The organism is Pullulanibacillus camelliae (assembly GCF_014642655.1).
Classification (GTDB): Bacteria; Bacillota; Bacilli; order Bacillales; family Sporolactobacillaceae; genus Pullulanibacillus; species Pullulanibacillus camelliae.
This window is the reverse complement of the sequence record NZ_BMIR01000008.1, coordinates 70,961-94,670: the sequence shown is the minus strand read 5'-3', so window position 1 is coordinate 94,670 and position 23,710 is coordinate 70,961. Positions and strand designations below refer to the sequence as shown.

The 23,710-nt window shown below is 42.3% G+C and carries 23 protein-coding genes and 1 other annotated feature; all 23 genes read right to left on the bottom strand.

Translation table 11 applies throughout. The features are described from left to right. Window positions 1-36 precede the first annotated feature (36 nt). The 23 genes from IEW82_RS09870 to murD all read right to left on the bottom strand — a co-directional run bounded on the left by IEW82_RS09870 (window position 37) and on the right by murD (window position 23,710). Window positions 37-957, bottom strand: a complete 921-nt coding sequence (locus tag IEW82_RS09870; RefSeq protein ID WP_188693082.1) for an aspartate carbamoyltransferase catalytic subunit — start codon at window positions 955-957, stop codon at window positions 37-39. A gap of 341 nt (window positions 958-1,298) precedes the next feature. Further along, window positions 1,299-1,841, bottom strand: coding sequence for a bifunctional pyr operon transcriptional regulator/uracil phosphoribosyltransferase PyrR (gene pyrR, locus IEW82_RS09865; RefSeq protein ID WP_188693079.1), 543 nt, complete (start codon window positions 1,839-1,841; stop codon window positions 1,299-1,301). A gap of 187 nt (window positions 1,842-2,028) precedes the next feature. Then, on the bottom strand, window positions 2,029-2,943 hold the full coding sequence (locus IEW82_RS09860) for an RluA family pseudouridine synthase (RefSeq protein WP_188693075.1): 915 nt from the start codon (window positions 2,941-2,943) through the stop codon (window positions 2,029-2,031). Continuing rightward, window positions 2,930-3,400 (bottom strand): signal peptidase II, encoded by a 471-nt coding sequence (gene lspA / locus IEW82_RS09855; protein WP_188693071.1) that lies wholly within the window; start codon window positions 3,398-3,400, stop codon window positions 2,930-2,932. Before lspA ends, IEW82_RS09860 begins: the two co-directional genes overlap by 14 nt. A 118-nt stretch (window positions 3,401-3,518) precedes the next feature. After that, a complete protein-coding gene (locus tag IEW82_RS09850) occupies window positions 3,519-4,208 on the bottom strand; it encodes a TraR/DksA C4-type zinc finger protein (protein ID WP_188693069.1) in 690 nt (229 codons plus the stop codon). Window positions 4,209-4,733: 525 nt separating this feature from the next. Then, a complete protein-coding gene (locus IEW82_RS09845) occupies window positions 4,734-4,892 on the bottom strand; it encodes a hypothetical protein (protein ID WP_188693066.1) in 159 nt (52 codons plus the stop codon). Between the two features lie 73 nt (window positions 4,893-4,965). Next, the gene (ileS, locus tag IEW82_RS09840) at window positions 4,966-7,725 is read right to left on the bottom strand and encodes an isoleucine--tRNA ligase (RefSeq protein WP_188693063.1); all 2,760 of its coding nucleotides are present in this window, start codon (window positions 7,723-7,725) and stop codon (window positions 4,966-4,968) included. A gap of 120 nt (window positions 7,726-7,845) precedes the next feature. Continuing rightward, window positions 7,846-8,069, bottom strand: a binding site (T-box leader). Between the two features lie 57 nt (window positions 8,070-8,126). Beyond that, window positions 8,127-8,630 (bottom strand): DivIVA domain-containing protein, encoded by a 504-nt coding sequence (locus IEW82_RS09835; protein ID WP_188693061.1) that lies wholly within the window; start codon window positions 8,628-8,630, stop codon window positions 8,127-8,129. 131 nt (window positions 8,631-8,761) lie between these two features. Beyond that, the gene (locus tag IEW82_RS09830) at window positions 8,762-9,529 is read right to left on the bottom strand and encodes a YlmH family RNA-binding protein (RefSeq protein WP_188693058.1); all 768 of its coding nucleotides are present in this window, start codon (window positions 9,527-9,529) and stop codon (window positions 8,762-8,764) included. A gap of 11 nt (window positions 9,530-9,540) precedes the next feature. Beyond that, the gene (locus tag IEW82_RS09825; RefSeq protein ID WP_188693055.1) at window positions 9,541-9,801 is read right to left on the bottom strand and encodes a YggT family protein; all 261 of its coding nucleotides are present in this window, start codon (window positions 9,799-9,801) and stop codon (window positions 9,541-9,543) included. Between the two features lie 14 nt (window positions 9,802-9,815). Next, window positions 9,816-10,262 carry a cell division protein SepF gene (locus IEW82_RS09820; RefSeq protein WP_188693051.1) on the bottom strand — a complete coding sequence of 149 codons (447 nt, stop codon included), beginning with the start codon at window positions 10,260-10,262 and terminating at the stop codon, window positions 9,816-9,818. Window positions 10,263-10,275: 13 nt separating this feature from the next. After that, on the bottom strand, window positions 10,276-10,956 hold the full coding sequence (locus tag IEW82_RS09815; protein ID WP_188693048.1) for a YggS family pyridoxal phosphate-dependent enzyme: 681 nt from the start codon (window positions 10,954-10,956) through the stop codon (window positions 10,276-10,278). Then, on the bottom strand, window positions 10,953-11,789 hold the full coding sequence (pgeF, locus tag IEW82_RS09810) for a peptidoglycan editing factor PgeF (RefSeq protein ID WP_188693045.1): 837 nt from the start codon (window positions 11,787-11,789) through the stop codon (window positions 10,953-10,955). Before pgeF ends, IEW82_RS09815 begins: the two co-directional genes overlap by 4 nt. A gap of 99 nt (window positions 11,790-11,888) precedes the next feature. Further along, window positions 11,889-12,158, bottom strand: coding sequence for a YlmC/YmxH family sporulation protein (locus tag IEW82_RS09805; RefSeq protein ID WP_188693356.1), 270 nt, complete (start codon window positions 12,156-12,158; stop codon window positions 11,889-11,891). 376 nt (window positions 12,159-12,534) lie between these two features. Beyond that, window positions 12,535-13,314: an RNA polymerase sporulation sigma factor SigG gene (sigG, locus tag IEW82_RS09800; RefSeq protein ID WP_188693043.1), complete on the bottom strand. Its 780-nt coding sequence runs from the start codon at window positions 13,312-13,314 to the stop codon at window positions 12,535-12,537. 142 nt (window positions 13,315-13,456) lie between these two features. After that, window positions 13,457-14,176, bottom strand: coding sequence for an RNA polymerase sporulation sigma factor SigE (gene sigE, locus IEW82_RS09795; protein WP_188693040.1), 720 nt, complete (start codon window positions 14,174-14,176; stop codon window positions 13,457-13,459). A gap of 21 nt (window positions 14,177-14,197) precedes the next feature. Then, window positions 14,198-15,115 (bottom strand): sigma-E processing peptidase SpoIIGA, encoded by a 918-nt coding sequence (gene spoIIGA, locus IEW82_RS09790; RefSeq protein ID WP_188693037.1) that lies wholly within the window; start codon window positions 15,113-15,115, stop codon window positions 14,198-14,200. A 594-nt stretch (window positions 15,116-15,709) separates the two neighbouring features. Next, window positions 15,710-16,837: a cell division protein FtsZ gene (gene ftsZ, locus IEW82_RS09785; RefSeq protein ID WP_188693035.1), complete on the bottom strand. Its 1,128-nt coding sequence runs from the start codon at window positions 16,835-16,837 to the stop codon at window positions 15,710-15,712. Between the two features lie 36 nt (window positions 16,838-16,873). Then, a complete protein-coding gene (gene ftsA / locus IEW82_RS09780; RefSeq protein ID WP_188693032.1) occupies window positions 16,874-18,154 on the bottom strand; it encodes a cell division protein FtsA in 1,281 nt (426 codons plus the stop codon). A gap of 449 nt (window positions 18,155-18,603) precedes the next feature. Continuing rightward, window positions 18,604-19,386 (bottom strand): cell division protein FtsQ/DivIB, encoded by a 783-nt coding sequence (locus IEW82_RS09775; protein WP_188693029.1) that lies wholly within the window; start codon window positions 19,384-19,386, stop codon window positions 18,604-18,606. Window positions 19,387-19,714: 328 nt separating this feature from the next. Next, on the bottom strand, window positions 19,715-20,803 hold the full coding sequence (gene murG, locus IEW82_RS09770) for an undecaprenyldiphospho-muramoylpentapeptide beta-N-acetylglucosaminyltransferase (RefSeq protein ID WP_188693026.1): 1,089 nt from the start codon (window positions 20,801-20,803) through the stop codon (window positions 19,715-19,717). A gap of 385 nt (window positions 20,804-21,188) precedes the next feature. Further along, window positions 21,189-22,289, bottom strand: coding sequence for a stage V sporulation protein E (gene spoVE, locus IEW82_RS09765; RefSeq protein ID WP_188693023.1), 1,101 nt, complete (start codon window positions 22,287-22,289; stop codon window positions 21,189-21,191). A gap of 68 nt (window positions 22,290-22,357) precedes the next feature. Further along, complete coding sequence (gene murD, locus IEW82_RS09760; protein ID WP_188693020.1) at window positions 22,358-23,710, bottom strand: UDP-N-acetylmuramoyl-L-alanine--D-glutamate ligase; 1,353 nt, start codon at window positions 23,708-23,710, stop codon at window positions 22,358-22,360.

Sequence of the window (23,710 nt, the reverse complement as noted above, 5' to 3'; positions counted from 1 at the left end):
ATTGGACTCCTCTCCTGTTTGAACATGGCTTAATTTTTAAACCGTAAGCTCGATTCGCTGATTATTCGCATTCGGCCGTCCTTGACAAGCCCATTCCATAATCGCCATCCTCATAAATACGCCATTGTGCATTTGTTTAAAGATGCGGGATTGCTTACTTTCCACGAGTTCACTTGCAATTTCCACATCGCGATTAAAGGGGGCTGGATGCATGATGATGGCCTCTGGTTTCATGGCTTGCGCACGTTTTAAAGTTAAGCCGTACGCTTGATGGTAAGCCTCCGGCGTAAAACCATCCATTTCTCTATGACGTTCTTTTTGAATCCGCAATAAGTTCACAACGTCTGCGGTTTCCACCGCTTCATCAATGCTGACATATGAGCCTGGAAAGCTGGGATCTTGCCAGGCCTTCGGACCTGTCAAAATCACTTTTACTCCTAATCGATGCAACACCTCAGCATTTGAGCGGGCCACTCGGCTGTGCCTGAGATCCCCAATCATCGCTACAGTCAGACCTTGAAATTGCTGAAATTCTTGACGCATGGTAAGAAGGTCCAGCAGTGTCTGTGAGGGGTGGTGGCCATCCCCATCTCCAGCATTGATGATGGACAAAGTCAATCGATCCCTCAGGTCTTTATAAAAGCCTGCTTCAAAATGGCGAATCACCGCTGCTCTTACCCCGATTTCCTCAAGAAGCCTGAGTGTGTCGTAAAGGGTCTCACCTTTTTGCACACTGGATGTCGCTTCTTCCACATTTAACACATTAAAGCCCAAGCGCTTTTCTGCAACTTCAAAACTAAAGCGCGTCCTTGTACTTGGCTCAAAAAAGAGATTGGCAACAAAAGCTGGCTCGGTAATACGAGGTGCAACGCCGTGATCTTGTATGGCTTGCGCACGTTCTAAAAGTCCCTCAATTTGTTGAACGGATAGCTCCGACAAGGCTAATAAATGGGTCACTTCATTTCTCCTCCCAAACCATTTTTATTCGAGATCATGCGATGGACACGATTAAGAAAGGCGCCAAAATCTACGTTCCACGCCTGATGTGATGTTTTCAATCACAGGACACATTAAAAAATTAAAGCCTAAATATTTGACCTTAAAGGCAAGTGGAAGGATTTTTCACATAAAATAACCCCTCCGCTGACAACGGAAGGGTTGGATAAGCAGGCGCGACGTACAGATAAACACCCCATGCGGATAAATGAAAGCTCTCGCATCGTTTCTTTACGCCTTGCCATACAACTCCCTTGTCAGCCTCACAGGACTGCCTTTAAAAGGGCTTTACTATTTTATTTTTAAGCGTGTCTTTTTCTCAAACTAACTTCATCCACTCCATCGGTTTCCTGCAGCTTCACTGCAACAATTTCCTCATTGGAAGTTGGAACATTTTTTCCTACAAAATCGGGTCGAATTGGCAACTCTCTATGCCCTCGGTCAATGAGCACCGATAACTGAATCACCGCAGGACGCCCTATATCCATAATCGCGTCAATTGCGGCCCTCGCGGTTCTCCCTGTGTATAACACATCATCAACAAGGATGACCTTGCGCTCTTTGACATCTACCGGAATGTTCGAACCATGAAGCTCTGGCTGACCGTCGCTGCTTTTTTCTTTAAGATCATCACGATATAATGTGATGTCCACCTCACCGACAGCAACCTTCTTTCCTTCGATAGCATAGATTTTGTCGGCCATACGCTGAGCCAAATAGATCCCACGTGTTTTAATGCCAACTAGAATGATGTTGTCAATGCCTTTGTTCTTCTCAATCACTTCATGAGAAAGCCGAGTCAGCGTACGACGAATGGCCTGCTCATCTAATATAATTTTGTCCATGCAGTGTCACTCCTTCAGGGCAGGTGCAAAAAAACCTCTCTACCGTCAGCGGTGGAGAGGTTTCCTAAAGACATCCATAGAAACTATAGATACTTTTACCGTTACCCTTTCCAGCCTCACAGGACTGTTTTAAAGGATCTTCATTTGTCTTCATTATTATGTCAAAGTAAAACCATGTTGTCAACCGTTATTCGCGATGTAATTCATCCAAAAGCTCTCGCATATCTTCAGGAAGTGGTGCCTCAAAGTGAAGAGGCTCTCCCGTTCGAGGATGAGTAAAACCTAACTCAGAAGCATGCAAGGCCTGACCCGCAATATTCAACGTCTTTCTTGGACCATATTTTGGATCTCCTGCAACTGGATGACCAATATAGGCCATATGCACCCGAATTTGGTGCGTCCTCCCCGTCTCCAAACGGCAATCCACATACGTAAAAGCATGAAAATGGGTGTTTACTGTAAAGTGGGTAACAGCCGATTTGCCATTTCTCGTATTCACCGCCATCTTCTTACGATCTTTTTCATCACGACCGATTGGTGCATCAATGGTCCCATTGTGATGTGGAATAACACCATGAACGATCGCTTTATAAACGCGGTGGGTTGTTTTTGCCTTTAATTGTTCAACAAGCGAACGATGAGCCCCATCATTTTTGGCAACCATAATCAATCCCGAGGTATCCTTGTCGATGCGGTGAACAATTCCTGGTCTTAAGACTCCGTTTATACCTGACAAGTCATGGCAATGCGCCACTAGCCCATTCACAAGGGTCCCTGATTCATGGCCGGGTGCGGGATGGACAACCATTCCTCTCGGCTTATTCACCACGATAACATCCTCGTCCTCATAAATGATATCAAGTGCCATGGGCTCCGGCTTCACATCCAATGGCTCCGGCTCCTTAATTGTGACCTGTAGTGTATCTTCTTTACTTAACTTATAATTTTGTTTGACAGATGATCCGTTGACAAGAATCTCTTGATTTTTGATCATCTCTTGAATTTGTGTCCGTGAGAACTCAGGATATTGCTCATTGAGATACTTATCAATCCGTTGTCCCACAAATTTATCAGCAATAACCCATTGATTAGTTTCTTCCATGTTTTTTTTCCTTTTTCCCATCTAATAATGTAAATATCAAAATAAGAATTACCCCGACGACTAAGGATGAGTCGGCAATATTGAAAACAGGATAGCTGTAAGAGCCTATGTATACATGAATAAAATCGACAACTTCTCCACGGAATATCCGATCAAGAAAATTGCCAAGTGTCCCACCAAGGATAAACCCAAGAGAGACGCCGAGCAGTGGACGATGTCGCCCTACCTTCTGCATATAATAAACGACAGCGGCAAGAACTACGATCGATATGATATAGAAAAACCACATTTTCCCTTCTAAAATATTCCAAGCTGCTCCTGTATTTCTTGATGATGTAATATATAACACATTTGGTATTAATGTTACTTGTTCACCAACAGTCATATTATGCGATATCGCATATTTGCTACATTGATCGAGAAAAAGCATGATTGCTGCGAGTAAGTAATAGTACACATTTATTCCTCCAATCCCGTACTCTTTGCTATTTTAGCATATGCCGAATAGGCTTGGCGAGAAGGAGATTGAATTTTATCGAAAAGGAAAGAGGGAAGAAGCAGTCACTTCTTCACCTTTAATCCCATTCCTTCTCTTCATCATCTGTATACTGTTCTTGATTCATCCATTGGTCATATTGAGTGTTACGCAAAAATTGCACTTGGTCCTCTCCTCGATACCCGTAAATATCTGTAGCACCGATCGCTTCAACCATTTCTACATACCCCATGCCATCATAGCTATCCATGTTCGATGAATCGTCATAAGTCATATCGATTTGATTGTAGGCGGCGACGAGATCATAGGCATTTTGTTCATTGAATTCTGTTTCTTCATCACCTGTATAATACTCTTTTTCCATATTTCTTATCACTGCTTCTTCAACAGGACGATCATCATTCATGCTTTGATTTGGTGAATTTTTTACAGTTGTTGAAGCCGTGGGCAGCGCTTTGAGTCTTTTATAAGGAATCTTTTCGCCTGTTTTTTCATCAATACCATACGTACCTTTTTCTATTTTAGCTAAAGCGACAATAATATCATTCAGCTCTTCATGCTTCATTTTTTGTAAAACAAGGTCCTTTTCGCGTTCAAACAGTTCTGTTCCTGAGTCTGCAGGGTGATTGTCATATTGGGACAGCTCTCCAGATGAACGATCCGAAGCAAATGGCACTTCGATGCCAAATTCATTGGTAACGTCTAATTCTCTCTCCAAGGCTTCTTTTCGCTTTAACAGCTGTTTTTTTATGCCATTATATTTAACCATCGTTCTCCTCCTGTATGAATTCCCTCTCTGCTAAGAATAATAAATGATGATTTTCCTTTATAGTGTTTGCGCGGGCCCTTATTATTAGCCGCCATAACATTTGTTAATTCATATCCCCTTTTCCACTTTTGCCAAAACACTTGGGAAGTCGCAATTTAAATGCGCGTTGAAGGGTGTTGTTTTAAAAGGCATTTTTTGTTTCGGTACTCTCTTTGATCCACTTCGGACTCGAAACTTAAGCCAATCACTGTTTCCTGACCAAATACCCAATTGTAGAGTACAATAGCTTTCATGTATGTTTTTTCTTCGCATAAGAAAAACCGGGCGAAGAGCATGCCCGGTCCTTATTAAAACACGGAATAAGATCTTAATCCCAAAAGGCAACGTCAGCAACCCAGTTGATCGGAATGGAAGGCGCTCTGGCTCCTTCGAGAACGGGGCCAGCGTTACTTCACGAATACACTTCGAGTTGTTCCGAGAAAGCTGACTTCGAAGCCATACTTGTAGACGCAGGAACAGAGGTTTTTATTCATAAATACTTGGAACACCAGTCATCCATTCCAAAATGAGCTGAGGCCACTCAGGACGATCGGCTAAAAACGTCACGTCCTGTGACAACGCCGAGCCTACCCACATCGTGTGGGCATGAGGAAAGCGAGCACCTGGAGTGGAATCGTGCACCATCCTCATGACCAGAAATTTTATACTTTCTTTTCTTAAAAAAAGCCGTCCCAATAGGGACAGCTTGATAAGCGATTTAAGCATAATGGTTTTTTACAGTTTCTGCACAGGATGCACAAAGAGTGGGATGGTCACTATCCGTGCCTACATCTGTTGACACCACCCAGCAGCGTTCACATTTTTCACCTTCTGCTGCCTTGACGATTACCGCAGTTTCTCGATAAGTCTGCGCATCAGCAGGCGCTTCATTTATCTCACCCGCAATACTGGCTTGAGAAACAATAAAGAATTTGTTGAGCTGTTCAACACTTTCAAGCTTTTCTCGATTGGCTTTTGTTGGGTAGAGAACAATCGCCGCCTCAAGGGATTTACCAATGATTTTTTCATTTCTTGCTGTCTCTAAAGCCTTCAGCACATCATCTCTGACAGCCATAAGCTGGTCCCATTTCTCAACTAAGACTTCACCATTCTGAATCACTTCTTCTTCTGGCATGTCTGTTAATTGCACATACTCCGCTTTTTCACCTGGGATGTATTGCCACACTTCTTCAGTGGTGTGGGGAATAATCGGTGTAAGCATTTTGGTTAGCGCCGTAACGTGTTGATAGAGAACAGATTGAATGGAGCGACGGCTATGACTGTTTTCAGGGTCAACATATAGCGTATCTTTGGCGATATCCATATAAAAAGCACTCAGCTCGATTGTGCAATAATTATGAATCGCATTATAGACACTCAAAAATTGATAATCGTTATAAGCTTGCATTACTTTCGAAATCAAGCGATTAAGCTTAACAGTCATATAACGATCTAATTCGCTGCGCGCCTCAGGCTTAACAAAATGCTTGGCAGGATCAAATCCATGTAAATTGCCAAGTAAAAATCTGAGGGTATTGCGGATTTTTCGATAAACCTCAGCCACTTGTTTAAGAATATCCTGAGATACCCGCGCATCAGCAGTATAATCCACTGAAGATACCCACAGTCTAATGATATCGGCACCAAGCTGTTTCATCACCTTGGTTGGATCAATGACATTGCCCAGTGACTTACTCATTTTATGTCCTTTACCGTCAAGTACAAAGCCATGGCTGAGTACACCTTTATAAGGAGCCTTCCCCGTTACGGCCACACTTGTGGATAAAGAAGAATTGAACCAGCCACGATATTGATCAGAGCCTTCAAGATATAAATCAGCTGGACGGCGTAAGTCTTCTCGTTGTTCAAGAACTGCTTGATGAGAGGAGCCTGAATCAAACCATACATCCATGATATCTGTTTCTTTTGTAAAAATGCCGTTAGGACTATGCTCTGATGTAAAGCCATCTGGAAGCAGATCCTGGGCCTCACGTTCAAACCAGATATTGGAGCCGTGTTCTCTAAACAAATCAGAAATATGCTGAATGGTTTCATCTGTAATAATGGGCTCACCGTCTTCACCGTAAAAAACAGGGATCGGTACACCCCAGACGCGCTGACGGGAAATACACCAGTCTTCGCGATCACGTACCATATTATGAAGACGCGTTTCTCCCCAGTTTGGCACCCATTTAACGTGTTTAATGGCCTCCAAAATATCCGATCTAAAATCCTTAATCGAAGCAAACCACTGTTCTGTCGCTCTAAAGATAATCGGTTTTTTCGTGCGCCAATCGTGTGGATAGGAATGGGTAAAGAAGTCAAGCTTAAGCAATGCTCCTACTTCTTCAAGCTTTTCTGTGATTGGTTTATTAGCCGCATCATAGAACAGGCCTTCAAATCCAGGTGCTTCAGCGGTTAAGACACCTTTTTCATCCACTGGACAGAGCACCTCTAAATTGTATTTTTTTCCTACATAATAGTCGTCTTCACCATGACCTGGTGCCGTATGGACACATCCCGTACCGGCCTCCAGTGTAACATGATCGCCTAGGATAACTAAAGAGTCGCGATCATAGAACGGATGTGAAGCGACGACAAACTCCAAATCCCTACCTTTTACGGTTTTGAGCACTTGTGCACCTTCCCAATTCAAAGTGCTCTTGAGCCCTTCAAGCAATTCAGAGGCCACAATATATCGCTTCTGATTGACATCAACCACACTGTATTCAAAAGCAGGGTTAACAGCGATCGCCATATTGGCCGGAATCGTCCATGGGGTTGTGGTCCAAATAACAAACGCTTCGTCCCCTGCTAACACGCCTTTTCCATCTTTCACATTAAAAGCAACATAAATGGACGGCGAGCGCTTGTCTTGGTATTCAATCTCCGCTTCAGCTAGTGCTGATTCAGAGGATGGGGACCAATAAACGGTTTTCTTATCCTTGTAAATGTAGCCTTTTTTAGCCATCTCACCAAAAACCTTAATTTGCTCAGCTTCATAGTCCTTATGCAACGTGACGTAAGGATGATCCCAATCCCCGCGGACACCTAAGCGTTTAAATTGTGTTCTTTGACGATCGATTTGTTCTAAAGCATATTCTTCACAAAGCTTTCGGAATTCAGCGATGGACAAGCTTTTTCTCTTTACGCCTTTTTTTGTCAGCGCTTGTTCGATAGGCAATCCATGTGTATCCCAACCAGGCACATAGGGCGCTTGATAGCCTGACATTGACTTAAAGCGGACGATCATATCCTTAAGGATTTTATTTTCAGCATGTCCAATATGAATGTCCCCGTTCGCATATGGAGGGCCGTCATGAAGTACAAAAAGCGGACGATCCTTTGTGCGGTCAAGCTGTTTTTCATAAAGGTGCTCATCTTCCCATTCTTTCTGCATATCAGGCTCTTTATTTGGCAAGTTTCCGCGCATCGGAAACGCCGTTTTCGGCATTAGTAACGTGTCTTTATAATCCATTATTTCTTCCTCCACTTCAATCCACTGTAAATTTCATGACTCGCTGATCGCCCTGAACTTAAAGGTTCTCCGCAAAGTTATACATCTTGACGTCGGAAAAATAAAAAAAGCCCTCATCCAAAAAGGGACGAGAGGCCCGCGGTACCACCCTTCTCGACAAAATCACGTCTACACATTTTGCCGACTTTACTCTCCTTAACGCGAAGAAAACGTCATCGCCTACTTAAACATTCGGGATGAAACTCCAGGGTGATCTTCACTACGGGCCATTCATTGGGCTCTCACCTTTCCCAACTCGCTGAGCAATACAGCCAAATAGTTACTCTCCCTATCAACGTCAGTCATTTATGCATGATAATATTAAGTATATGAAAAAAGGGTGAACAACGTCAAGTCTATGCTCATTCACCTGAAGAAGCGGCCTCTAACTCACCGTCTTCCATCGTTTCAGATAACTTATCCCACTCATCATTTTTTAATAATTCAAGCTGAGCTTCAATGAGCATTCTGAAACGCGTACGATAGACGCTGGCTTGTTTTTTTAATTCCTCAATATCAAGAGCGATTTTTCTCGATTTACTTAAAGACTCATTGATAATGCGATCGGCATTTTTTTCGGCTTCTTTAACAATCAACTTAGCTTCTTTTGTCGCATTTTGTTTGACGTCTTCAGCAGTTTCCTGAGCGACTAAAATCGATTTATTAAGCGTCTCTTCAATATTAGAAAAATGTCCTAAGCGCTCCTCTAATTTGTGGACCTTCTCTTCTAATACTTTTTTATCATGTATAAGGGTTTCATAATCCTTAATCACTTGATCCAAAAAATCATTCACTTCATCTTCATCATATCCGCGAAAACCTCGTGAAAATTCTTTATTGTGGATATCTAATGGTGTTAACGGCATTAACGCCACCTCCAACTTCTTATATATTACAATGCAATTCGACAATCAGTGACGTATTTCCTGCAAATTCTATAAATTAATTTTACAGGTTCAACGCCCTGCTTACAAGTCCTTTTCAAAGATCCATTTCATTATTTTAAAATGCCATATGTAATCCAGCGATTGCCTCGCTTGGTCAGCCCTTCTATGGTCAATAACCGACTCCGTCCAAAGCCGCGCAGTGAAAGATAGTCCCCCGCATTCAGTTCAAAGGAGGTTTTTTCAACAGTCCTCCAGTTTACCTTCACGAGACCTCCTTCAATAAGTTCAGAGATCCTGCTGCGTGACAAACGATAAATCTCAGCACAGACCACATCTAAGCGCAAGGAAGCTACTGAACCCTCATGATGTTCCCAATGGGCTTCGACTGGCAGAATGTCCGAAAAAGGGACAGCTTCACACTGAACATGATGCCTCCCCACTTCGGTCAAGTTAAGACGAACAAAATCGGCGATCTCACTGGCGGTGATAAATTGAATTCTCTCCTGTGAAAATAATAGATCACCAAACTTTTCTCTTTTTATACCAAGGCCCATCAAGGCACCTAAGAGCTGTCTATGATCAATCGTTGCAAATTTCACTGGATAATGGAGCTCAAATAAACTGATGTCGAAGAGATTTTCTTCAACATAGGGAGGAATAAGTAACGCTCTCACCCGCTCCGCTCCCTCATAACCACCGGAAAATTTCAACGTCATATCCTGATGATTTCCAATGACGGCCTTGATGATATCCAGCTGCCTTGGATCGAGAAAATCCGTTCGCTTTACTATATAGCGTTCATTAACATACGCCTTCCATTCAAGAATAAGATCAATAAATGTCTTTTCTTCCGGGCGAAAATGATCATACAATGCCATCTTCTCTCTCCTTATAGATACCAATAAAGCTGCTGGAGCCCCATTCGAGCAAAGTTAAGGACAAGGAAAGCCACAATGGGCGATACATCCATCATACCGATCGGGGGAATAATACGCCTGAACGGCTGCAAATAGGGTTCGCAAATTCTTCCTAAAAACCTTCCAAAGGCGGACTCGCGAATATTAGGTACCCATGACATCAAAATATAAATGATTAACGCAAAGCTGTAAAGTTGCAAAAGTGTTGATAAGAAACTGAAAACATAGCCCACTTACTCACCTCATTTCACGATGTTTGGTTTACATTATAATCAGATAAGACAGGCTCAATATCAAGTGTATCAAGCGCAAAAACAAATGTATGGTTGTGTACCTTCGCAATCTGAGCATCAAGGGCATAGACCGCTCCACTTATAAAGTCGAGCATGCGCTTTGCTTCTACCCTTGTAACCTTGCTCAAATTAAAGATGACAATTTTATGGTGTTTGGCTTCATCAATAATCATTTGGACATCATCAAAGTTATAAGGATTGACGTGAGCAACCTCAGCAGGATGCTCCAACTGTTCTTGAACACCGGCTGTTTCTTGCTCCTCTAAGCTCCGATGATTGCGCCGGCTGAGCCGGCTTCTCGCTGAACGCTCTTGCTCTTCGCTCGCTTCCATTTTTGCCATCTGTTCTTCCAAATCTTCATCAAGATTAAAAAATTGCTTAAAAGAATCTTTAAAACCCATTACCCCTGCTCCTTTACTTGTCATTACCTACCAGGGCCGTTCCAATACGAACAAAAGTTGCGCCTTCTTCAATCGCAAGAGCATAGTCGTTGGACATGCCCATAGAAAGCTCCTGACACGGCGCATGGGAATACCCAAGATCTCGTATGCGAAGCTGCCACTGTTTTAATCGCTGAAAAACCTTTCGTATGAGCATTTCATTATCGGTATGTGGGGCCATTGTCATCAGACCGATCACGCGAATTTTTTGATAGGCCTTAAGAGCATCGATAAATGGCAATAGTTCAGATTCACTCAGCCCATGCTTACTCTCTTCACCAGAAATATTTACCTGAATAAAACAATCTAACACGTTCTCTCTATACTTTTCAATTTGTTCAGCTAATGAGAGGCGATCTAAGGAATGGAGATACTGTATGCGATTCACCACATGCTTAGCTTTTCTAGACTGTAAGGTACCAATGAAATGCCAAGCAATGTTTTCAGAAGTGATGACGCTTTGCTTCTGCTCAATTCCTTCCATGCGATTTTCGGCCAAGTGATGAACGCCTGCTTGGACAGCTTCCAAGGCCCTTTCGGGTGTCACATATTTTGTTACAGCGATGACCTTGACTTCAGAAGGATCACGGTCTACTTTTTCACAGGATTTTTCGATCGTTGCTTGAATGGTTGTTAATTGGTCGGCGACAGTCATTGGACATCCCCACTTAACAAAGCGATATAGCCTAACATGCGACCAGTCCTTCCGTTTTCCATGCGATGAGAATAAAACAAATCTGTTCGACAGCCTGTACAATAGTGGGACAGGCTGATATTTTCCTCTAAAAGCCCATACTTTTGTAAAATGAGCTTGTTGACAAGCTTTAAATCCAGCATATACTTCCCGGCGGTTTTGTCCTCAATAGCACTGGACGTATCTATTGCTGAAAGAGCATGAATAGCCTCGATCACGCGCGCGTCAACCTCGTAACAGCACTTCCCAATAGAAGGACCGATAACTGCCATCATTTCCTTTGGATCTAGCACAAAATCACGCTGCCAGGCCTTGACCATTTGGCCAACGATTTCTCCAGCTGTCCCTTTCCAGCCCGCATGAGCAATCCCGACCACAGGGGTCTTCTTGGAGTAGAAAAACACTGGAACACAGTCCGCAAAGCAGGCAGTCAAAAGCAGATCACGATCGGTCGTATAGAGGCCATCACATGAAGAAATCGCTGATTCAAGGTCCAGAGCCCCTTGTCCCCCTTGTTCCTTAGTCACTCTTAAAACGGTGTTGCCATGCACTTGCTCTGGAGTCACCCATTGATCCGTAGATATATGTAAACATTCTCCTAATTTTAGACGATTATTTGTAACGGCTTCTGCCGCATCTCCCACATGATACCCCATATTAAAAGAAGCGTAAGGGTCAGGGCTATACCCACCATTTCTTGAGGTAAAGCCTAATCTAATCTGCCCATTAGAAAAAGGAATGGGAGCGAGTTCAAGTGCTTCTATTGATTGTTGTATGAAAGGTTCGGTTGCCAATATACGCTCACTCCTTATTAATCGACACACTCTCAGTGATATTCAAGAGCTTTCTCACATCTTATCATATCACAATCACTCATCGGAAGGGTTAAATCATCAAGATTCGCTATTTCCTTCATTTCCAGTGAAGCCATCACCAAATCTGACAAGAATGACATCATCCCCCACTCTAACAATGTTTCTCCATGGAATAACCACATCATTTTCTCTACCGAAAAGGCCGAGCATTTTACCAGCGCCAGGAATGACAATATGTTCAATCTTTCCTGTTGTCATATTCACATCAAGATCACCGATATGTCCAAGCAGCTTACCATTTTCAACATTCACAACTTCCTTCACTTGAAATTCAGATATTCTCGCCATCATCCAACCTCCCATACATGAGCAAAACCAGACTTACACCGTTGCGCTTAGCACTCCTGATGTGATTTCTCCATATCAGGCATTCATGCTATGCCAGAGTCTCAGATGAGGAAAGCCCAAGTTTTGCTCTACTTTTCCAACCGCATTAGAAAAAGGTATACTTTCTCACAGTATAATAAAAGGCTTGTATTTTACTATATGGGGAAACAGAATAAAAAAGAAGCATAAAGATTGGTTGAAGGACGCACTCATAAGCATTTGGAGCTCTGGCTTTAGTACGACAAACTTTCTTTCTAAGTCACAGCATAAAAGGTGTCCCTAAAAGCCATGCTTTTTTCGGACACCTTCGACTATTCTATCTATTCTTTTTTAACCTTTAGCTTTGAATATTCTTGTTCATCTCCTTAATTGCCGCCTTTTCAAGTCGTGAAACTTGAGCTTGTGAGATTCCGATTTCTTCGGCAACTTCCATTTGTGTTTTGCCTTGAAAAAAGCGCATGGAGAGAATATTTTTTTCTCTATCATTTAATTGCGTCATCGCTTCACGGAGAGCAATCTCTTCAATCCATTGAATATCCTTATTCTTCTCATCACCAATTTGATCCATAACATAGATGGGGTCACCGCCATCGTTGTATATGGGTTCAAACAATGACACTGGATCTTGGATGGCATCAAGCGCAAAGACGACATCTTCCATGGGGACATCTAATTGCTTTGCGATTTCTTCTGCTGTGGGTTCACGAGAGTGCTTAGAAATCAGCTTTTCTTTGACCTGTAAAGCCTTGTAAGCAATATCTCGAAGTGAACGTGAGACGCGAATGGGATTATTATCCCGTAAATAACGCCTGATTTCCCCAATAATCATTGGTACAGCATACGTTGAAAATTTTACATTCTGGCTAAGATCGAAATTATCAATGGATTTCATAAGTCCAATACATCCGACCTGGAACAAATCATCGACGTATTCACCACGGTTGTTAAATCTTTGAATGACACTTAAAACAAGCCTGAGGTTTCCATTGACGAGTTCTTCCCTTGCCGATAGATCACCATTCTGCATTTGCACAAATAGTTTGCGCATTTCTTCGTTTTTGAGAACAGGCAACGTTGCGGTATCCACACCACAAATCTCTACTTTATTTCGTGCCATATGATTCCCTCCTTGCCGGAGCTTTGTACAACGTAAAGTATCTCCTTGAAAGGGAAAAATATGCATTGAGGTATGCCTGTTATTTTATTCCAAATAGTCGTTATTCCTCAAAAACTGTTAATGCTAAGCACCCTACTTAGGCTCACACCATTTTATTAAACTCTTTCTGCAGGCGTTTAATAATTCTCTTTTCCAGACGAGAAATATAGGATTGTGAAATGCCCAGCTGATCGGCGACATCCTTCTGAGTCTTCTCTTTGCCCCCTCCCAAACCAAAACGCAATTCCATGATTTCCTTTTCGCGATCATTCAGAAGCAAAATCGCTTTTTTTAGCAATGAGCGATCGATTTTCTTTTCCATATCTCTCGTAATAATATCATTATCGGTTCCAAGAACGTCTGATAGTAAAAGCTCATTGCCATCCCAATCGACATTAAGTGGTTCATCAAATGATACTTCTGTTTTGCGCTTATTGTTTCGACGAAGGTACATCAGGATTTCATTTTCGATACACCGCGAAGCGTAGGTTGCCAGCTTGATCTTTTTTTCAGGATTAAAGGTATTGACCGCCTTGATCAATCCAATTGTTCCAATGCTAATGAGGTCCTCTATATTGATTTTGGTATTTTCAAATTTACGTGCAATATAAACGACAAGTCTGAGATTTCTTTCAATCAAAGTAGAGCGCGCCTCTTGATCGCCTTTCACAAGCTTACCAAGAAGCTCCTGCTCTTCATCTTTTGATAAGGGTGGTGGAAGAGCCTCGCTTCCGCCTATGTAATAAATTTCCTTCGGTTTAATGCCTAGCTTTTGAAGAAAGGCATACCATTTTGACAGCAATTTCATCCGCAATCTTTTCATTTATCTCCCCCACCTTTACGCTTATGAAGCTGGTAGTTGACGCGTTCCTTTTTGAATCATCTCCGGGTGCACAATACAATTAAAAGCATCATCCTCAGATAAGCGATGCTCAGTTAAGGCCACAAACACTTTCTTGCACATCAAGATACCATCGTCTGATTTCAAAATGACTTGATCAGGCTTGATTGCTAGCACCATTTTTTCTTCCCCACTCACGCCTCTATATGGAACAAGGCTTAGGCGCGTCAGCCATTCACGATCAATAGTGGTTGCATTGAAAACCTGAACAGGATCTTCGTGAAAAAAGGTTTCAGGCAATTGTCCATGCGCAACCTCATGATTGATAAACATGACAGGAGCATCATTGAATGGATGATTGAGCTGATTTCCTGTATCAACCATTCCCCTTGCATGGATGATCACCTTTCCAAAGTAGATATCAACCGCCATTTCTTGATCCGTTCTCCATTTTCGTACCACCACTTGGTCGAGCCGTTTTTTTGAAAACAACCAAATACAAGGAAAAGCCACGACGACAAACAACCAGCTGATTGGATCGCCATACTCCATTGTACTGAAAGATAACATGTGATCATATGATGGACTTGACTGAAGAAAATAGTGAATAGCAAATAGACTACCACCCATCATAAAGGTGATAAAATAAAACATAAAAAAGCTTTGGAAAAACAGTGAAAACCTGCGAAACCCAAACACAATATAGACGATTAAGAGCGAATAAAACAATTTCCCTATTGGATTATAAAAAATAGGTGAAAGTGGTGTAAAAAGCAATAAGATGATTAGAGAGGCAAAAAGCGTCCCCACTATTAACCGCCAACGGCGGATTGGTCTTTTCAGCACCCCCGCAGTCAATTTTAAAATCATAAAATCAATCAATACATTCAGAAGCCAGACGACATCCAAATAGATGGTCATAGAAGACCCCACCTGTCGGAAGGTTGTTTATCCAAAGTATACGGGCTTTTTTATAGAATGTCTGTCAGTTAATGGTGTGCAAAACTTGTTATTTTGTATTTCACTGCCTATCTATACTTTATTTTGTCGAATAGAAATAAGAGAAAATGAAGAGGGGAAGTGGAATAAATCATCGAGAAGAATCAACTGAAATAATAGTGCTTACTTAAAGTAAGCAAAAGATTATGAAATACTGTGCTATTAAGAGGAATGCGGAAAAGCTTAGCCAATACATCCATTTCATCATAGAAAGGGGGAGTCCGAATACTATTGCGTAGATTTCGCACGCTTTCCATGGGAACATCCTTCGGCACATCAGCGGGGTCCCTAAAAAATGTGCTTTACTTTTTGGGTGGCAGAGATCTACGAGTTTCGGCGTTCGATGCACAGGATATAACGGTTTTAGCCGAGGTTCCTTGATGGATGTGACTACTTAGCTTGAAGTTTCTTGAAGAATGTAAGGCCCTTAGACAACGCTCTTTAAGGGTTTTATGACTAAAACTCCGCTGTCCCTGTGTCTACTCGTATCGCTTGATAGGAAAAACCGCCACCGAATTAACGGCGACGGTTTCTATTTCTTAAAAAGGTTGGAATATCGAGAGTATCTTCCTCCTCTTCCACAGATGGATGTGAAGGACGCGGAGCTTCTGGCTCTTCGCGATGCATCGGTTTGTTTTGTGATGGCATTGGGTTCATTCGTTCTCCTCGACGGATGGACGGATTACGGCTTTCCCCTTCCTCAAATCCAGTCGCAATGACAGTCACAATGATTTCATCTTCGAGTTCCTCACTGATAACTGAACCAAAGATCATATTCACCTCTTGATCCGCCGCGGATGCGACGATATCTGCTGCTTCATTCACCTCATAAAGACTAAGGTTAGAGCCGCCTGTAATATTCATTAATACCCCTTTGGCTCCATCAATCGATTTTTCTAACAATGGACTTGAAATTGCCTTTTTAGCCGCTTCAGCTGCACGATTTTCTCCTGTAGCCACACCAATAGCCATTAGCGCTGTACCACCATCTGTCATAATCGTTTTAACATCAGCAAAGTCCAAATTAATGAGCCCTGGCATCGCAATTAAATCGGAAATGCCCTGGACGCCTTGGCGCAAAACGTTATCTGCCTCACGAAATGCTTCAAGCATTGGCGTATTGCGATCAACAATTTCCAAAAGACGGTCATTGGGAATCACAATTAATGTATCTACTTTTTCTTTGAGGTGATTGATACCACCAGCCGCTTGTGTCGAGCGTTTTCGCCCTTCAAATGTAAACGGGCGAGTGACGACTCCTACAGTAAGTGCCCCTAAGTCCTTGGCGATTTCTGCAATCACTGGTGCAGCACCCGTTCCAGTTCCGCCACCCATTCCAGCAGTGACAAAGACCATATCGGCCCCTTTGAGCACTTCTTCAATTTGTTCTCTGCTTTCTTCTGCAGCCTTTTTACCAATATCAGGATTCGCTCCTGCGCCTAGCCCTCTTGTTAACTTTTCACCGAGCTGTAATTTTATTTCAGCTTTTGAAAGTTTTAATGCTTGTCCATCTGTATTCACACAAATGAATTCAACGCCTTGAATGCCGCTCTCAATCATGCGATTAACCGCGTTTGAACCGCCGCCTCCAACGCCGATGACTTTTATTTGTGCCAGCTGTTCCATCTCCATATAGTCTAACATTCTATGTGCCTCCCATTTATTAATTGCCCAAGTCGATCAATCAAAGAATGAATCAAACAATTGCTTTACTTTTTTTGTGACACCGCCACGGTTAGGATTTTTTTCTGCTTTGACTTTATTCTTCTTTTGGTGTCCTTGTCCATTAGACATCTCGGGGGCAATTGCTACTCCAAAGTCTCTGCCTTGAATTCTGACATTGCGATAGGCAAATTTGATCAACCCCACACATGTGGTATATTGGGGTTCTCTCACACCAATATAATCCGGGATTGCGACCCTGACATTATTGTTAAGCTCATGCTGTGCAAGATCTAATATGCCTTCCATTGCCGCAACGCCACCGGTTAAGATATAACCGCCTGGTAGCTCTAAAAATCCATTTCGGCGGATCTCCTCATTGATCAGCTCTAAAATTTCAGCGATACGTGGCTCTATTATGTAAGCAAGATCCTGCTGACTGATCGTTTCATCTCCTGAACCATTCATCTTCTGTACGAGAAAGCCTTCTTCATTGGATGCATGGTCGATAAAAGCATGTCCATATTTTAATTTAATAGATTCGGCATGATCCGTTGTCGTCCGAAGACCAATGGAAATGTCCTTCGTAATATGATTCCCACCTATGGGAAGGACGAACGTATCGATTAAAATCCCTTGGTCAAAAACGGCCACCTTCGTTGTGCCACCACCAATATCAACAAGTGCCACACCAAGATTTTTTTCATCACTTGTAAGCGCAACAGAGCCTAGTGCCAAAGGTGTTAAACAAATATCGGCAATCTCTAAGCCCGCCTTTTCAACACAGCGCTCAAGATTATGTAAAATGGTTTTAGAGCCAGTAATCACAATACCCTTCATTTCCAGACGAACGCCAACCATGCCTCTTGGGTCATTAATCCCTTCTAGTCCATCTACGATAAACTCATGATGAATGACATCGATGATTTCTCGTTCAGGCGCAATAGGCATGACCTGCGCAGCCTCCATCACCCGCGTGATATCATCATCACCGATTTCTCGGTTATCACTTGAGACAGCAACCACACCGTGACAAGGATGTAATTGGATGTGATTTCCTGTCACGCCTACGATGACGCTCTGTACTTTTGATCCTACCATTCTTTCGGCCTGCTCCACCGCGTTTCGAATTGAGCGCACCGTTTCATCTATATCAACAATTGACCCTTTTTTTAGTCCATTAGAGTCCGCTTTACCGATGCCAATGACATTTAATGAGTCCCCTGTCATTTCGCCAATCAAAACTTTGACCGTGGATGTACCGATGTCTAAGCTTACATATATGTCATTGTTGTTCAATCTCCGGCACCTCCTTAATCTACTCCATCTATCAGTATCTCATTTATTATTGATTTAACTTTTATAATTACAAGTGTACCATGTTGACAAGTATATGTCGCTAACTAATAGAAAAAAAATATGATATTCGTGATATCCTCTGAAATATTATTCTACCATAAGAATGGTATTCAACATATAGACACATTTATCCTTTTTTATAATGATAAAATTATTGTTACATATTAGATTTTTCGTAACGACTTATCCCTTTTTGTATCCTCACATCTTCTCGAAGCACTTTTTAAGTATGCAAATTTGTTCAGCTTATTCTGATCTACTCTATAGCCGCTTAGTGCTATAGAAGGCTTGGCCATTTGCAAATACCTCCATGTGTACTCTTTTCCCCTAGGGAACCTGTGCTGAATTTGAAACTAAAAAATAAGTCACGATCAAAATCTCACAGCATGCTATTCTGAACTTTTATCGGAGCTCTTTTTTGACTTCTCATAAGGTGTAAATACTTGACCAACGGTAAGGTCTAAAATTCCTCGCTCATTATCCTTAAGTGTTGAAGTCACGCTTGGGTAGAAATGATTGAGCTTGCTGGCTAAACGACTCGTTGTCACAATCACTTCATTGCCATCATTCATATAAAGATGCAATTCATCATCATAATATTTGGAAGGCGCACTAACAATTTCAGAAATACCGTGCTTGATCGCAGGATTCAACGCCATGATTTGCTTGGTCACTGCTTTTAATGGCTTCCCTTGTTCGACACCTTTTATAATAGGCGCTGAACTTGGCAGTGCTTTTCCTGACACATCATTCATGATCTTACCACTTGATAGCACCGGATAATAGCGATCATCTTTCTGCAAATAGGCGACTTTAGTATATTCCGTAATGGCAATCGTTACTGTCCCTGGAAAATGACTCTGAACATCAGCATGTTTTATCATCGGCAGTTTCTTCAAAGAGCGTTCAATCTTCTGTTCATCAATATCCCAAATCTTACTATGCTTAGTCACCCCACTTTGCCGGGCGATTTGTTGTTTCGACACATAATCGTTCCCTTTTATCGATAAGGTATGCACATTGCTTAGTGGGGATTCAAAATAGACAACCGCTAAGATTAATATAAATAATATTGTAAGATAAAAGATCATACGACGATTCGCTTTTTGCTTTCTTTGTGCCTTAAGCTTTGGAATACGGTCTTCAAGTTGAATGACCTTTTTTTCTGGCATATGCTTCACCCAACACTTCTTTATAAACTATGTCACAAATGTATTATGTACAGTAGATGATTGTAACCTGTGAAGAGACAAAATGGAAGTAGAGCTCAAGTGTGGTTATCTACTGGAGACGAGAAGCGACATTCACAGAAATGCCGCTTCATCGTTAAAAGTTATTATAGCATAAACCTACTTTGAATAGATGCCTTTTTAAAGGATTTTCACATTGTCGCGCTAAAGCTGAGCATTCATTGTTATTGTAAGAGATGCATACACTTCGCCTCTCCTACTTTATGCCCTGCACATCGCGCCAAACCTGTTACTCTTTTATCAAAAGGCTCTACCTCAGCTCTAAAATAAGCTTATATAATCGATGAGCTGCATCAGGTATCCCTAAATCTAATGCCCGTTCCTTCATAATCACTCTTTTACTTGTATCCGACATAATCCCATCGATTTGTTTAAGCAATGTCGCTGCATTCAATTCACTTTCAGTCATCACAATGGCTGCTCCATGTTTCTCTAAGGCACGCGCATTTTTTTCTTGATGATTATTTGTCACATATGGGCTTGGAATCAATATGGTTGGTAAGCCAATAGCCGTGACTTCAGCGAGCGTGGTTGCCCCTGCTCTTGAAACAACAAGGTCTACACCTGCTAAAACATCCTTCATGTTATGGAGGAAGGGCTGCACCGACAAATTAGACGGTTTCCCCATTTTATTGACCTCTGCCATGACCTGCTCAAAATGCACTTGTCCTGTGACGTATAGAACTTGATAATCCCTTTCCGCTAATTGTGGCAAAAGCTCAAGAGTAGCTTCATTGATCGGTCTCGCTCCACGACTGCCCCCAAAAATTAATACCGTCTTTTTATCAGGTTGTAAATCGACGGACAGCAAGCCTGCCTCACCGTCACCATTAAGCATTTCTGACGCCCTTGGATTGCCCGTTAATACTAATTGCCCATTCTTAAAGAAGCTCTCAGCCTCTTCCATCGATAGAGCTACACGATCAACATAACGACTTAAAAATTTGTTGGTAAGTCCTGGCACACTATTTTGCTCATGGATAATGGTTGGCACTTGTAATTTGGAAGCTGCATAGACCACAGGACCACACACATATCCACCCGTACCGATGACGACATCTGGTGCAAATTTATGAATGAGACTCTTGCTTTTACTCACGCCTTTTAAAAACCGCGCCACTGTCATGACGTTGTCAAAAGAAAGCTTTCTTTTAAATCCAGTTATATTCAGTGCATGGAAAGGGATATGCTCTCGTTCAACAATATCCTTTTCCAATCCGTTGGTCGTCCCTATGTACATAAATGCCGCATCCGGCTCTTGACGTTGTATTTCATGAATCAAGGCAATGGCAGGATAAATATGACCGCCTGTACCACCGCCACTCACTAAAACTCTCATTCCTTTTCACCCTTTTAAATGACTTCGACGTTTTCTAAGCAAAAACATCTCTTTTATATTGTATTAGATTTTTATATCATATCACAACAGCTGATTTTGTGTGGCATGGTCTGTTAAATATTCGTTGATGTCTATCCTTTTGTGCACGTTCTAAAATATAGATCAGACATAGCCTAAAGTAGAAAAAAACTCGCCGATGACGAGTTTTTTAATGATAAAAACGCATGAAATTTTCACGTGTTATCGGAACGGATAGTACCCATTCGCTTTGGACTCGCACACCCTTCGACGCACATCGGGTGCCCTGACTTTTTGGAGTCTAAAGGAACACCCAATTTTAGCAATGTATCGAATCTCTAACATCTTGCTACTACTATCCCCTTTTTTATAAGCGTGCATAACGGCTGATATTCAATAATATGCCAACAGCTACAAGCATCAGGGTCAGCGAGGAACCTCCATAGCTCAAAAATGGCAATGTGATACCAGTAACTGGCATTAATCCTGTAACAACAGCGATATTAATCATCACTTGAATCGCAATCATGCCGATAATACCTACAGATAGCAAGCTGCCATAGAGATCAGGCGCACTCAAGGCGATTCTAATCCCTCTCCAAAGCAATAAGCAAAAGAGCAAAAGCACGAAGGTCGCGCCGATAAAACCAAGCTCCTCTGAAATAATCGAAAAGATAAAATCCGTTTGTGGCTCTGGCAAATACTGAAACTTTTGCCTGCTTTGTCCCAGTCCGAATCCTAATAACCCCCCAGGGCCGATCGCATACAGCGATTGGATGATTTGAAAGCCACTCCCAAGAGCATCCTTCCACGGGTCCATAAACGATGTGATTCTCTGTATGCGATAGGGTGCTGAAATGATCAGTCCAACAAAACCAAGAGCGCCGATTGAGCCTAAAAAGACAAAATGTTTAATCCGCGCTCCAGCCACAAATAGCATGGTTAAGCATGTCGCAACTAGTACAGTCCCTGAACCAAGATCCGGCTGCAGCATGATCAGACCAAAGGCTAAAAAGACTAAGGCTAAAGAAGGGACAAGCCCTTTTTTGATCGTCGTCACGTACTTCTGGTTTTCTGAAAGGAACTTGGCCAAGAAAATGATCAAAGCAATTTTCATGAATTCTGATGGCTGAATGGAAAATGCACTCGGTCCGAGCCAACTGCTTGCTCCACCTCTCACCTTCCCAACCCCAGGAATGAGAACAAGGATCAACAGGATAAAGCATACAAGCAGAGCTATTTTAGACCATGACCGCCACGTCCAATAATTGATGTTCATGACAAAAAACATTGCAATGATCCCTATGATGGCAAAGATGAGCTGCCTTTTGGCGAAATAAAAGGCATCATCAAAGCGATAGGAAGCCCAGACTGCACTGGCGCTATAAACCATAATCAAGCCAATCGTTAAAAGAGACAAGGTAACAACAATAAGAAAGAAATCAGGTGCCGCTTTTTTTTGTGGCATGTTCTCCACCTCATTCACATCAGATGCTTTCCCTTCTCATAAAGCATCTTTATAGGAAAATAACCTGTCTACTTTAGCGTATGCACCGTTTTAACAAACATGTCTCCCCGCTCTTCAAAACTTTTAAACTGATCCCAGCTTGCACAAGCAGGGGACAACAAAATGACATCTCCAGCATCAGACAGGTTGTAAGCAGCTTGTACTGCTTCCACAACAGTATCGACCAATTCCACCGTTTTCACACCTGCTTCTTTTGCCGTTGCCTGAATCTTTTGCTTTGTTTCTCCAAATGCAAATACGGCCTTGACCGCTTTTAAGAAAGGCTTTAAGGCGTCAAAATCATTGCCCCGATCTAATCCACCAGCGAGTAATATCACCGGCTTTTGAAAGGCGCTCAACGCCTTAGAAGTCGCAAGAATATTCGTTGCTTTGGAGTCATTGTAAAAAGCTCTATCATGAATCGTCCCCACATATTGCAAGCGATGTGGTACACCAGTAAAGGATTGTAACACGTCTTTAATAAAAGCGTTTGGAACGTCCATGAGCTTCGCTACAGCAATAGCGGCCAAAGCATTGGCGATATTATGCTCTCCCTTTGGCATCGCCAGCTCCTCTTGAGCGATAATAACGTCACCATTAAAGCAAAGTGCTTCGTGCTCCAGATAAGCGCCGTCTACTTTTTTATTCACAGAAAAATAGAGACGCTGTGCTTTGGATTCAGCAGTAAATCCTTGAACCCTTGCATCATCCGCATTGGTCACAAGCCAATCTGTCACCGTTTGCTGTTGTGTTATTTTCGCTTTAGCTTGTCCATACGCTTCGAACGTCCCGTGATAATCTAGGTGAGCATCAAATAAGTTAAGAAAAACCGCTACCCTAGGATGGAAGGTTTGTACACCCATCAATTGAAAACTGGACAGTTCTGCAACAATGACATGATCATGAGTAGCCTCTTGAGCGACCTCGCTTAGGACCGTGCCGATATTCCCAGCAACAAGGGGTTGCTGAGGACTCCCCTTTAGCATTTCACCAATAAGCGTAGTCGTCGTTGTTTTGCCATTGGATCCTGTAATCGCCACAAACGGTGCTTCAGAAATTTTTGCCGCCAGCTCCACTTCAGTAATGACGGGAACGCCCAAGCGTTCAGCTTTTTGAAGCAACGGATTCGTATACGGTATTCCCGGATTTTTGACGACCAGATACGTCGCCTCCGTTACAAGCTCTAAAGGATGCCCGTTATCAACAATGTCTATCCCGAGCGCACTGAGCTCCAAGACATGGGGATTGCCGCTGAGAGATGAGCGATCATTGACAGTAACCTTTGCTCCTAAACGATGTAAAAGCTTGGCGGCCACAAAACCACTTTTAGCCATACCAAGGACGAGAATTTCCTTCTGTTGATACTCTGATAGTTGTCTCAT